Raw genomic sequence first — 12,487 nt, forward strand, 5'->3', positions numbered from 1 at the left:
GGGCGAAATAGCGGTCACCTTCCGGCACCGCATCGCAAACGTGAAAAGTGTGTGATGGGGGCCGGCCCGCCAAGCAGGCCGGCCCCGATTGCGACTTAACCGAGGCCGGCTTCCTTGAGCTGGCCGTTGATGCTTTCGGCGAGCTTGTCGAGACCTTCGTCGACCGGCACTTCCTTGGCCACCATCTTCTGCAATGTTGCCGCCCATTCGGTGGTGAGGTCGAAGAACAGCGGCTGCGCCGTGAACTTGATCGAGGCCCCCGGCGCCGAGGCGTCGAACATCTCGACATAACCGGGATAGCTCTTGTTCAACTTGTCGCGGAAGCCCTGATCCTTCCAGACCGACTGGCGGACAGGATTGACGAAGTCCATCTTGGTCGCCCCGAACAGCCCATGCTCCGGCCCTGAGGCCCATTGCATGAAGTACCAGGTGGCGTCCTTGTCCTTCGAGAAGTTGGACATTGCCAGCGACCAGATCCAGATGTTGGGTGTCGCCGCCTTGGCAGCCGGATTGGCCTTGAAATTCGCGAAAGCGAGCTTGCCGGCCATCTTGTTATCGCCGCCATTCATGAAATAGCCGAGGATGTCGGCGTCAAAGATCATCGCCGAAGCGCCGGCGCCGAGATCGGTACCGACCTGATACCAGGTGTAGGTCGACCAGTCCTTGGGGCCGCTTTCCTGGATCATCTGCACCCACTGCTTGTGGAAGGCCTTGGATCCGGCGGTGTTCATGGCGGCCGACAATTTGCCGTCGGCCGAGACGTTCAGATCCTTCTGGTCGAAATTGGCATAGGCCGACAGGAAGCCGGGATGGATCGTCGCCCAGGAGCGCGAGCCACGCACGCCGATGCCGTAGACGCCGCCACCGACATCCTTGGTAAGCTTGGCCGCCGCGGCAACCATCTCGTCCATATTGCCGGGAATGGCGACGCCGGCCTTGTCGAACATCGCCTTGTTGTAGGTGATGTTGTTCTGCTCGAAGCCCCACGGAATGCACCACTGCTTGGCGTCTTCCGAACCCAGCGCGCCGCCCGGCTTGCCATTCCAGGCGCAGGAGTTCTTGACGCCAGGCAGGAAGTCGTCCCAGGCATAGTTCGGGTTGGTCTTGGCCGGGTCCTTGATCCATTCGTTGAGGTCGGTGACCCAGCCGGCCGGGCCATAGGTCCAGGTCATGTAGGCGCCGGTCATGAAGGCGTCGTATTCGGGCGAGCTTGCCGACAGTGCCGCCGTGACCTTGTCAAAATAGACGTCTTCCGGGAACACGTCGTAGACGACGTTCATGCCGGTCAGTTTCTTGAAGTTCTCGAGGTCGGCGATCATCGCATCGGCATAGGGATGCTTGTTGAGCAGGAGCTTGATGGTCTTGCCCTTATGCGCCTGCCAGTCGAAATCGGCGGCGAGCGCGCGGGTCTGCCCCAGATTGAGCAGCGTGCCGGCGGTGCCGGCGGCAAGGCCCATCGCACCCAGGCCCTTGATCAGTCCGCGACGGTCGACCTGTCCACGCAGGAAGGCGTCAATGAGGTCTTTCTCTTTCTCATGCATTTCGTCTTCTCCTCCACAGGGTAGTTTCAACCAAACTGATACCGGCTACCCGACCGGCGTCTCCTCCACGAGCGATCGCGCCGTCCGCTCGTCCGTTATCAGGCCCTTGAGATAGCGGCCTTCGAGCACCGACTTGATGGCGCGAACCTTGATCTTGCCACCGGCGACGGCGACGATGCGGCGGCTGGCAATGTCCTCCCGCGTCAGCGCGAGCGCCCGGTTGGAAACGGTGGTCGCCACCGCCTTGCCGGCTTCATCGAAGAAATGACCGAGCAATTCGCCGACGCCGCCATTGCGGCGGATCTCCTCCATCTCGCCTTTCTCGATCATGCCGGTGGCGACCAGCGACGCCTCGCGCTCCGACGTGCCGATACCGGCGAACAACAGGTCAGCCGATTTGGCGAGATCGAAGACCTCGCTGATGCCCTTCTGCCCGAGCAGCACGGCACGGTCCTCCGCCGTGTTGGCGAACATCGGCACCGGCATGACATAGGCTTCGGCGCCGGTGCGCTCGGCGAGGCGATGGATGACATCGTGCGGATTGGCCGAGAATTTGCGCGTCAGGCCGCCGAGCAGCGAGACGAAGCGGATCTTGTCGGTCGAGGTGCGCGGCAGATATTCCACGCAAGCCGCAAGCGTGCGGCCATGGCCGACACCGATCAGGGCCTCCTCGCCGCGCTCGATCTCGCGCTTGAGGAACTGCGCGCCGGCAATGCCGAGCGCCTTGAGCGGCAAATCCTCCGAATCGAAATCCGGAACCACCTCGCAATAGTCGAGGCCGTAGCGGCGGGACAGCTCGTCCTCGAGTTCGACGCATTCGGAGACTTCGCCGTCGATATAGACCTTCACCAGCCCTTCCTGGTTGGCCTTGGTGATGAGGCGGTGAGCCTTGAGGCTGGTCAGCCCCAGCCGCTTGGCGACCTCGGACTGGGTGAGGCCGCCGGCATAGTGAAGCCAGGCGGCACGTGTCGCCATGCTGGTTTCATCGTCGCGCAGGAGACCGTTGCCGAACCCTACCATTTCCGCCCTTTTGATATTTTTATCAGTTGCTGCAAAATTTTTCATAAGGCGCGATCAAAGTCAAGCGACCGATTGGCGCAAATCACACGCGGGTTCATTGAGGCCTGCACCCGCCACGCCGAAATCCGGCAACAGAAGCGGCTCGGCGGTGGTCCGCCAAGCCGTTTCAACTCACTGTTTTTTATGGAAAACTGGAATTCCAGGCGCGCCAACGCGCGGCAGGCGCCAGGAACAAATGCCGGACCTCATATTGGCGTCAGCTGCGCGCGTACGCAGACCTACCGGCGCAAAAAGGGCGGGCCGAGCGAATGAGCCGTCAGCTCAGGCCAATTCTACTGCAGCGTGCGCTGCGCGGATGGCGCATGACCATGCGCGACGCCGACACCGGCATCATCGGCGCCGATCGCACGGTCGAGACCCGTCGCCACCACGGAAACCCTGAAGCGGCCTTCCATGCTCTTGTCAAAGATGGCGCCGACGATGATGTCGGCGTCTTCATAGACCTCCTCGCGGATGCGGGTGGCGGCTTCATCGACCTCGAACAGGGTCATGTCGCGGCCGCCCGAAATCGACACCAGAACGCCCTTGGCACCCTTCATCGACACTTCGTCCAGCAGCGGGTTGGCGATCGCGGCTTCCGCCGCCTTCATCGCCCGGCTTTCGCCCGAGGCTTCGCCGGTTCCCATCATGGCGCGGCCCATGCCGCGCATCACCGATTTGACGTCGGCGAAGTCGAGATTGATCAGGCCTTCCTTGACGATGAGATCGGTGATGCAGCTGACGCCGGAATAAAGCACCCGGTCGGCGAAGACGAACGCATCGGCGAAGGTGGTCTTGGCATCGGCGATGCGGAACAGGTTCTGGTTCGGGATGACGATCACCGTATCGGCGCTTTCGCGCAGCCGCTCGATGCCCTCCTCGGCCATCTGCATGCGGCGCCGGCCCTCGAAGGTGAAGGGCTTGGTAACGACACCGACGGTTAGTATGCCGGCCTTGCGCGCCGCCTGCGCGATGATCGGCGCGGCGCCGGTTCCGGTACCGCCGCCCATGCCGGCGGTGACGAAACACATATGCGTGCCGGCCAGATGATCCATGATCTCGTCGAGCGATTCCTCGGCGGCGGCACGGCCGATCTCGGGCAGCGAGCCGGCGCCCAGGCCTTCGGTGACGTGCGCGCCAAGCTGGATCAGCCGCGTCGCCTTCGACATGGTCAGCGCCTGCGCATCGGTGTTGGCGGCGATGAATTCGGTTCCCTGAAGCTGCTCCGCGATCATGTTGTTGATGGCGTTGCCGCCACCGCCGCCGACACCGATAACGGTGATCTTCGGTCTCATCTCGGAGATTTCCGGCTTCTTGAACTCGGCCATGCCTGCTTCTCCTTCGCCAATAGCGCGCGCTTCACGGCCCACCCGATCAATGCCTGCAAGACATTGTGATCGACCGGCATGACGCGAATCAGTCGGTTCGGATGGGTGCCCCAAAAAGCCAGAGAGCGGCGGCGCGTGCAAGTGCGCGAAAGGTCAAGATTTGTGATGAAGACGCCGACCTTGTTCGAGCGGTCGTCTGGCCCCCTGGCGATCGCGGGCAATCCGGTTGCCTTCAGGACGCCTTGCGCTCCGCAACCTGGCTGGTTGCCCGTTGCCGAGGAGCACAAACAGGTAAACCTGATTTGACGTAGCCGCCGGCAGCGCCGCAGACGCTGGGTGATAGCTGAAGCGCGCCGGTCGCAAACCGCGAGATCCTCCCTTAGTGTGAATCAAAAACACGAGAGTGCGCCCACTGGTGTCGCGGCGCGGAGTTCCATCGAGATGAAGCATCCCGTCAATCATGGCGCCATGGCCGTTTCGGGCTACACGGTTCCCTGGCACACGGCGGCCGGAACGCCCGTTGCGCTTCATGTCTCGTCGTCGCGGCCGGTGCGCGATGTACGGATCGTGCGGCTCGACACGCCCTCGGCCGAGTTCATGGACTGGCCAGTCGAACCGACCGGCAATGCCGCGTCGCATCGCGACTTCGACCATGGATCCTTCCTGAGGATCGCGGCGACGGAACTGGCCAGGGCCGCCGATATCAGCGGCGTCGCCTTCGAGATGTATCTGACCCGCAATGACGGCGCTCGCGTGCTCTTCGAATGCGGCAATTTGCGTCTTGGATTGCAGGACGGGCGGCTGACGTCAGGCCATGACGGCAAGCCGCTGGAAATCGGCGAGAGCTTGCCGGCGAACACCTGGCTCAGCGTCGAGATTTCGTCCGATGGCGGCGGGACGATACTGAAGATCGGCTCCGACGACCTGTTGTCGCCGTTTCGCCTGCGGCGTCAGTTCGATGGGGGCTGGTCTCCGTCCGGCGACATGGTCTTCGGCGCCAGCGCGGCAAACGATGTCAAAACGCTGAATGCCAAGTTTGCGGCAATCGCCTTGCAAACCCAGACCGGGCGCATTGCCTGGACGTTCCCAACCTTGCTGCCAAGTGGGCCGATCGCCTCGACTGGCGCAGATCAAGTTCTTTCGCTGGAACCGGTCAACCAGCCGACGTTCTGCATGACCTCGCGCCGCTGGGATGGGTCGAGTTTCGATCCGCGTCTGGTGCCGTCGCATTACGATGCGGTGCATTGCCATGACGACGACATGGGCGCGCTGGACTGGCCCGCTTCATATCACCTGCGGATCCCCGCCGAGGCCTCTGCCGGCGTCTATGCCTTCGAAATCGGCCATGACGGCGGAGCGGAGCGCATCGTCTTCTTCATCACCTCGTCCTTACGCCGTGCGCCGCTGTTGTTCCTGGTGCCGACGGCCACCTATCTCGCCTATGCCGATGAATTCCTGCCTGCGCATCTCTACGAATGGATGTGCGAGGATCGCGGCCATCGCTTCGCCATCGATAACAATCTGAAGTCGCTCTATGACTATCACAGCGACCTCAGCGGCGTGTCGATCTCTTCCTACCGGAAGCCGAAGGCGACGCTGCGCGACGACTACAATTATCCCCTGTGCGGCTGCCCACACAATCTGCCGGTCGACCTGCATTTCTTGCGTTTCTGCCACAATAACGGCATCGCCTTCGATCTTATCACCGACCGCGACCTGCATGAGCGCGGCCTTGCGGGCTTACGGGACTACCAGGCGGTCATCACCGGCAGCCATCCCGAATACATGTCGGTGGAGATGGAGCATGCGCTGCGCCAGTTCGCGGCGGCGGGCGGCGGCATCGCCTATCTCGGCGGCAATGGCTTTGCCGGCAAGGTGGCATTCCAGAATGACCTGATGGAACTGCGGCGGTCGCCGCTCGAGGCTGGCCGGACCTGGGACGGACCGATCGCCGAACAGTCGCTGTCGATCACCAACCAGCCCGGCGGCCATCTGCGCGCCAGCGGGCGCGGCGAATTCTCGCTGACCGGCGTTGCCATCTCGCTGATGGGTTTCGACGGCGCGCGGCCCTTTACGCGCACGCCGCAAAGCCACCAACCTTCGGCCGCATGGCTGTTCGACGGCATCGCCAACGAGACGTTCGGCGACGAAGGCATCGTGCTTGGCGGCGCGGCCGGTTACGAGGTCGATGCCACCGACCCGCATCTCGGCACCTCCCCCGATACGATGGTCATCGCGCGCGCAACCGGCTTCCCCGACAGCTTCGTCCATGATGCGACGCGCTGGTATGAGGGCGGCGTGGAGGAACGCGCCTCGCGGCGCTGCGCGGAGATGACGCTGCGCCATCTGCCTTCAGGCGGTTTGATATTTTCGGCGAGTTCGGTCGCCTGGTGCGGCGCCTTGCCGGCCGGCGACGCGATGAATGACGTCGGCAGGATCACGAAGAATTTGCTGACGCATCTGGCGGCGGCAAAGGGCCGGACGAACCCAGGATCGACATGAACAGAGCGGGAGCCAACCCGCCGCCGGACTGGCTTAGGCGCAGCCACGCGTTAAATGTGTTCGGCATCGGGGAAGCCGAAACGCGACCCGCTCTACAGCTTGCGGCACTCCGATCGATGCGTCTATCATGGCGGTCGATACGCGGCTGTCGTCGCCAGGCCAGATTTCAGAACAAATGAAGTAGCCCGCCAATGGCCGACAGAACACAATTCGGGTTGACCGCCGTCGACACCGTTCCCTTGCACGAAAAAGTCTATGTGGAGCTGGTCAGGGCCTTGATGTCCGGCCAGTTCCTGCCCGGCCAGAAGCTGACATCGCGCAAGCTCGCCAAGGAACTCGGCACCAGCGACATGCCGGTGCGCAGCGCCTTCATGCGGCTACAGGCGCTGCGGGCGCTGAGCCCGATGCCGAACGGCAGCGTCGAGGTGCCGGTCATCTCCGCCGACCGGTTCTCGCAGCTCACCGCCGTGCGCACGATCCTCGAAGGCTCGGCGACGGAGCTCGCGACAAAGCGCATCAACGGCAACAATCTGCGGACGATCCGGCGCCATTGCACGGAATTGACCCTGGCGGCGCGCAAAGGCGGTATCGACGACTATCTGAGGAAGAACCACGACTTCAAATTCTCTATCTATCGCCATTGCGGCAACGAACAGATGATCTTCCTGGTCGAGACCGTGTGGATGCAGGTTGGGCCCTTTCTCAGGAACCTAGCCATGGGCTTCGAGGACGATCTCTCCTCGATCCTCGACATCGACTATCATGAGGAAGTCGTGGCGGCGATCGAGGCGCAGGACGCGGCGCGCGCCCGCGCGGCCATCGTGCGCGACATCGAAGAGGGTGCGGCACACATCCTGCGGCAAGCCAGATTTCCGGAAGCGAGGAGCTAGGATTGGAGGCCCCCCAAAATGCGCCTAGAGTTCCGTCCAGTGGACTATCGCAGACCTTGGAGATTGGCGGTCGCCTTCCAACTTCGTCATCCTATGGCGGAGCAAGGAGCGCAGCGACGCGGCGCAGACCCCTGGATGACGAAGTCATCGATATTTCCGCCAATCACCAAGAGCCGCGGTCCGGCGCCGCAAGCGACCGAAACACCCTTGGCTTTCTGCCTTCTTGTCTCTATGTTGCGATCGCAGATCGCGCAATTGGTTTTGAAAATGCCTCCCGACATCCCGATTAGTGACTTGAAAAAATAAGAGAAAATACTTGGCAAAGGCCAAATATTTCCTCCCAAAACTCACAAGCACTTTTTACCGGGGATAGCGCAGCCGATAGGGCTTGGGCATCTTCCAAAACCAGAGGTTTGAAATTGAGCGATGCAATTGCGGACGTCCTAAGCTGGCTTGAAAGAAGAAGCGACATACAGAGCCTGAGGGCGGCGGTGTGCGACCTCAACGGGGTCATGCGAGGAAAACGCATCCCCGTTGAGCAGGCGCGCAAGGCGCTGGAGGGCAAGCTGCGCATGCCCTATTCGCTGATCGGCCTCGACATCTGGGGCGAGGATATCGAAGGCAACACGCTGGTTTTCTCGACCGGCGATGCCGATGGTCTTTGCCAATGGACGGGACGCGGCATCCTGCCTGTGGACTGGACAGCGCATCCGACGGCACTCGTGCCGCTCTGGCTCGCCGATGAAGGCGGCGCACCCTATCTCGGCGATCCCCGGCGGGCGCTGGCGCGCATCCTCGACCGCTACAAGGCGCTCGGCCTGACCCCGGTGGCGGCGACGGAACTCGAATTCTATCTGGTCGATCCGCAATCGCAGCGCCCGGTCGGGCCTGTCTCGCCGGTCACCGGGCGGCGTCTCGATTCAGATGCGGCGCTGTCGATCGACGAAATCGACGATTTCGAAGCCTTCATCCACGACGTCTACGAAGCCTGCCGGGCGCAAGGCATTCCCGTCGACACGGCGATCGCCGAAAACGGCGTCGGCCAGTTCGAGATCAATCTGAACCATGTCGCCGACGCCCTGCGGGCGGCCGACGATGCGGTGCTGTTCAAGCGCACGGTGAAGGGCATCGCCCGCAAGCACGGCTTTGCTGCCTGCTTCATGGCCAAACCCTATGGCGACCGGGCCGGCAACGGCTTTCACGTCCATTTCAGCTTGGTCGACGGCGAAGGCCGCAACGTGTTCGACGACGGCACCGATCAGGGCTCGGAAACCATGCGCCATGCGGTCGGCGGGCTGCTGGCGGCGATGGCCGAGAGCACGCTGGTCTTCGCACCGCATTTCAACTCCTATCGCAGGCTTCGCCCGCGCTCCTATGCGCCGACCGCGGTCGCCTGGGGTTACGAGAACCGCATGGTCGCGATCCGCATTCCCGGCGGCCCGACCGGGGCGCGCCGCATCGAGCATCGCGTGTCGGGAGCGGACGCCAATCCCTATCTGGTGCTTGCCGCCATATTGGGCGCTGCCCTGATCGGCATCGAAAGGCAGATGTCGCCGGGTGACCCGGCCGGCAGCGATGGCCAGGGCGTCGTGCCGGCCAAACTGCCGCCGGACTGGGCCTCCGCCATCGCTACTTTCGAAAGCGGGACGCATGTGGCGGAGATCTTCCCGGCGATCCTGCGTGACTCCTTCGTCGCCTGCAAACGCCAGGAGTTGAACACCTTCGCGCTCAATGTCAGCGACTTCGAGATCGAGACCTATCTGGAAAGCGTTTAGGCCGGACTGACCAACGGCATCGCCAAGGGCATACCATGTGCTGAAGCCGCCGGCGATGATCCATCCTGCCGCCAGACGGCGGATGCCCGCGCCTATGAGGACCGCTCAGCCTTCAGCACCGAAACCGCCGCCTCGCTGTTGTGGACGTAGTCGTTGGCGTCCGGCTGCCGCTGCACCAGGAGGATGAACAACAGGTCGGTCAGCGTCAGCTGTGCGTCGCGCGCGGTGATGGAGGAGGAGCGCGCGCGCTCCTCATCGGCGATGGTGTAGAGGCGGATGTCGGCGACGCGGCTCAGCGGATTGTCGTGCAGGCCGGTGACGGCTATCACCATCGCGCCGCGCTTGCCGGCAAGCTCGGCGATGCGCAAGGTCTCGATGCTGGCGCCGGAATAGGACAGCGCGAACAGCACGTCGCCCGCCCCCAGCGTTGCGGCATTGGCCATCTGGATGTGGCTGTCGCTGTCATGCAGCACGTTGCGACCGAGCTTCATCAGCTTGTAGGAGAAATCGCGCGCCACCAGCGAGGAGGCGCCGACGCCGACCAGATGGATGCGCCGCGCGCCATCCAGCAATTCCAGCGTCCGGGAAATGATGCGCTCGCTGTTGGCGGCGACGGTCTGCTGCATCGACAGAAGCTTGCTGCCGATCAGTTTCTTCAGGATGACCGGATAGGTGTCGCCGACCTCGATCGAACCGTGGATGACGCCGGCCGGCATCTGCCAGTCCTGCGCCCTGGCCTCGCTGACGGCGAGCTTGAGCTCCTGGTAGCTGGTATAGCCGAGCTTCTGGCTGAACTTGACGACGCTCGACTGGCTGCGGCCGATCTCGGCGGCAAGGGCGGCCGTCGACAGCCGCAGCATCGCATCGGGATTGTCGACGATGTACTGGCCGATCTCGCGATCGCCGGGCGCCATGCCGTCGAGCTTCGCATTGATCTTCTTTAAAATGGACATGGATCCCCTGAAGCGCTTCGGTGCTCGACGTCAAAGGAATAAAATATTCCAATTTCGATTGACAGCCAAGAACGCAGAATTAATTCTCGGTCTGGATTGGCGAAAGCCCGGGATTCGAGGCAGGCCTGCCGGAGCGCGAAACCGGGCCTACCGCCCGTTTCGCGACACAAGGGTTCAGCCATGGACAGATTGCGCATCGTCGGCGGACGAAGACTGGAAGGCGCCGTCACCATTTCCGGCGCCAAGAACGCTGCCCTGCCACAGATCGCGGCCGCCCTGCTCAGCCCCTACCCGCTCGAACTGAGCAATCTGCCGGCCGTGACGGACGTCGAAAACATGCTCGACGTGGTGCGGCTTCACGGCGCCGACGTGACACGATCGGCGCACGCCGCGACGATCGACACCAGCGCCGCCGTTTCGAAGGAAACGTCTTATGACACGGTGCGGAAAATGCGCGCGACGGTGCTCGTTCTGGCGCCGCTGCTCGCCCGTTTCGGTCACGCGCGGGTTTCGCTTCCCGGCGGCTGCGCGATCGGCGCGCGGCCGGTCGACATGCATGTGGCGGCGCTCGCGGCATTTGGCGCCAAAATCGCCATCGAGAACGGCTCGATCGTCGCCTCGGTCCCGAATGGATTGACCGGCACGCGCATCGTGCTCAGCTCGCCATCGGTCGGGGCAACCGAAACCGCCATGATGGCGGCGACCACGGCCAAGGGCGAGACCGAGATCCTCAACGCCGCGCGCGAGCCGGAAGTGGCCGATCTCGCCGCTTGCCTCATCGCCATGGGCGCGCGCATCGAGGGCGCCGGCACGCACCGCATCCTGATCGCCGGCGACACCGGCTGGCATGCGGCAAGGCACGACATCATTCCGGACCGCATCGAGGCCGGCACTTATGCCATTGCCGCGGCGATCACCGGCGGTCAGCTCGAACTGACGCATGCCCGGCTCGAACACATGGCCTCGGTGGTGCAATTGCTCGAAGCCACCGGCGTCAGCGTCTGGCCCGGCGATCGCGGGCTGATTGTCTCGCGGGAGAGGCCGCTCAAGGCCGCCGACCTGACGACGGAACCCTATCCGGGTTTTCCGACCGACCTGCAGGCGCAGTTCATGGCGCTGATGTGTTGCGCCGACGGCGCGTCACTGCTGCGCGAAACTATCTTCGAGAACCGCTTCATGCATGTCCCCGAGCTGATGCGGCTCGGCGCCAACATCAAGCTGCAAGGCACGACCGCGCTGGTGCGCGGCGGCGCGAAACTGCATGGCGCGCAGGTGATGGCCACGGATTTGCGCGCTTCGGTGTCGCTGGTGCTGGCCGCGCTGGTCAGTGAGGGTGAGACCATCATCAACCGCGTCTACCATCTCGACCGCGGCTATGAGCAACTGGACCGCAAGCTGCGTCTTTGCGGCGCCGACATAGAGCGGCTGAGCGCATGAGTGGCGCGGGCTATTTCCTCGGCGTCGACGGTGGCGGCACCGGTTGCCGGGCCCGCATCGAGGATGCGGAAGGCAGCGTGCTGGGACAAGGCCTGTCGGGTCCGGCGACAACCCGGCTCGGCATCGACGCGGCTTGGGCTTCCATTGCCAAAGCGTTTGGCGCGGCGATCGAGGAGACGGGGTTCGGACCGGCCGAGATCGCCAGGATTCGCGCCGGCATCGGCCTTGCCGGTATCGGCCGCAAGGGCGCTCTCGAAGCGCTGCGGGCAATTACGCATCCGTTCGCGAGCATCGATTTCGTCAGCGACGGCGTCGGCGCCTGCCTGGGCGCGCATTCCGGCAGGGATGGCGCGATCGTCATTGCCGGTACCGGCTCGATCGGCCTCGGCTTCGTCGACGGGCGTGACCTGCGTGTCGGCGGCTACGGCTTTCCGATCTCCGATGATGGCAGCGGCGCCGATCTTGGGCTGAAGGCGGTGCAACTGGCGCTGCGCGGCCATGACGGTCGGCACGAGCGGACGGCGCTGCTGGCGGAAGTGATGCAGCGCTTCGACGGCGAGCCGATGGAAGCCGTCGCCTGGATGGATCGCGCCAGCGCCACGGACTATGCCGCGCTGGCGCCGATGGTGATGCGCCATGCCGACCAGGGCGATCCGGCCGGACGGCGCATCGTTCAGAGCGCGGCCGAGCAGATCGACACGCTGGTGCGGGTGCTGTTCGAAAAGGGCGCGCCGCGCGTGACCTTGCTGGGCGGCCTTGCCAGCCCGCTTGAACCCTGGCTTTCGCCTGATGTGCGGCGCCGCCTGAAGCCCCCAGACGGCGACGCCGTTTCCGGCGCCATCATCCTTGCCAAGAGATCGCTCGGCGCAGAATAGATAGGAATAAAATATTCCAATATCCTGTTGACGGTGCGAATATCCAATTCTAAAAAGTTAACAGGCGAAAACAAACAGCGACGGGCGAATCCATCGTCCGCGCGGCTGGTACCGGCTGGAGAGCCAT

General features: G+C 63.5%; 9 protein-coding genes. 5 read left to right on the forward strand and 4 right to left on the reverse strand.

All coding sequences use genetic code 11. From position 1 onward, the window contains the following. Window positions 1–95 precede the first annotated feature (95 nt). The 3 genes from A3AU_RS0128115 to ftsZ all read right to left on the reverse strand — a co-directional run bounded on the left by A3AU_RS0128115 (window position 96) and on the right by ftsZ (window position 3,928). Window positions 96–1,541, reverse strand: coding sequence for an ABC transporter substrate-binding protein (locus A3AU_RS0128115; RefSeq protein WP_027055841.1), 1,446 nt, complete (start codon window positions 1,539–1,541; stop codon window positions 96–98). Window positions 1,542–1,586: 45 nt separating this feature from the next. Beyond that, a complete protein-coding gene (locus tag A3AU_RS0128120; RefSeq protein WP_027055842.1) occupies window positions 1,587–2,561 on the reverse strand; it encodes a sugar-binding transcriptional regulator in 975 nt (324 codons plus the stop codon). A gap of 332 nt (window positions 2,562–2,893) precedes the next feature. Then, complete coding sequence (ftsZ, locus tag A3AU_RS0128130; protein ID WP_027055844.1) at window positions 2,894–3,928, reverse strand: cell division protein FtsZ; 1,035 nt, start codon at window positions 3,926–3,928, stop codon at window positions 2,894–2,896. 441 nt (window positions 3,929–4,369) lie between these two features. Between ftsZ and A3AU_RS0128135 the strand changes: the two genes are divergently transcribed. The 3 genes from A3AU_RS0128135 (at window position 4,370) to A3AU_RS0128150 (ending at window position 9,095) form a co-directional block, all read left to right on the forward strand. Then, window positions 4,370–6,430 carry a N,N-dimethylformamidase beta subunit family domain-containing protein gene (locus A3AU_RS0128135; protein WP_027055845.1) on the forward strand — a complete coding sequence of 687 codons (2,061 nt, stop codon included), beginning with the start codon at window positions 4,370–4,372 and terminating at the stop codon, window positions 6,428–6,430. 191 nt (window positions 6,431–6,621) lie between these two features. After that, complete coding sequence (locus A3AU_RS0128140; protein ID WP_027055846.1) at window positions 6,622–7,320, forward strand: GntR family transcriptional regulator; 699 nt, start codon at window positions 6,622–6,624, stop codon at window positions 7,318–7,320. Window positions 7,321–7,739: 419 nt separating this feature from the next. After that, complete coding sequence (locus A3AU_RS0128150) at window positions 7,740–9,095, forward strand: glutamine synthetase family protein (protein WP_027055848.1); 1,356 nt, start codon at window positions 7,740–7,742, stop codon at window positions 9,093–9,095. A gap of 92 nt (window positions 9,096–9,187) precedes the next feature. On the opposite strand, the gene A3AU_RS0128155 is transcribed toward A3AU_RS0128150, so the two are convergent. After that, complete coding sequence (locus A3AU_RS0128155) at window positions 9,188–10,048, reverse strand: MurR/RpiR family transcriptional regulator (RefSeq protein ID WP_027055849.1); 861 nt, start codon at window positions 10,046–10,048, stop codon at window positions 9,188–9,190. Window positions 10,049–10,228: 180 nt separating this feature from the next. Here A3AU_RS0128155 and murA point away from each other — a divergent pair, with 180 nt between their 5' ends. After that, the gene (murA, locus tag A3AU_RS0128160; protein ID WP_027055850.1) at window positions 10,229–11,485 is read left to right on the forward strand and encodes a UDP-N-acetylglucosamine 1-carboxyvinyltransferase; all 1,257 of its coding nucleotides are present in this window, start codon (window positions 10,229–10,231) and stop codon (window positions 11,483–11,485) included. After that, window positions 11,482–12,360 carry a glucosamine kinase nucleotide-binding domain-containing protein gene (locus A3AU_RS0128165; protein WP_027055851.1) on the forward strand — a complete coding sequence of 293 codons (879 nt, stop codon included), beginning with the start codon at window positions 11,482–11,484 and terminating at the stop codon, window positions 12,358–12,360. The genes murA and A3AU_RS0128165 overlap by 4 nt, the downstream gene beginning before the upstream one ends. Window positions 12,361–12,487 lie beyond the last annotated feature (127 nt).

The organism is Mesorhizobium erdmanii USDA 3471, from assembly GCF_000472705.1.
Taxonomy (GTDB): Bacteria; Pseudomonadota; Alphaproteobacteria; order Rhizobiales; family Rhizobiaceae; genus Mesorhizobium; species Mesorhizobium erdmanii.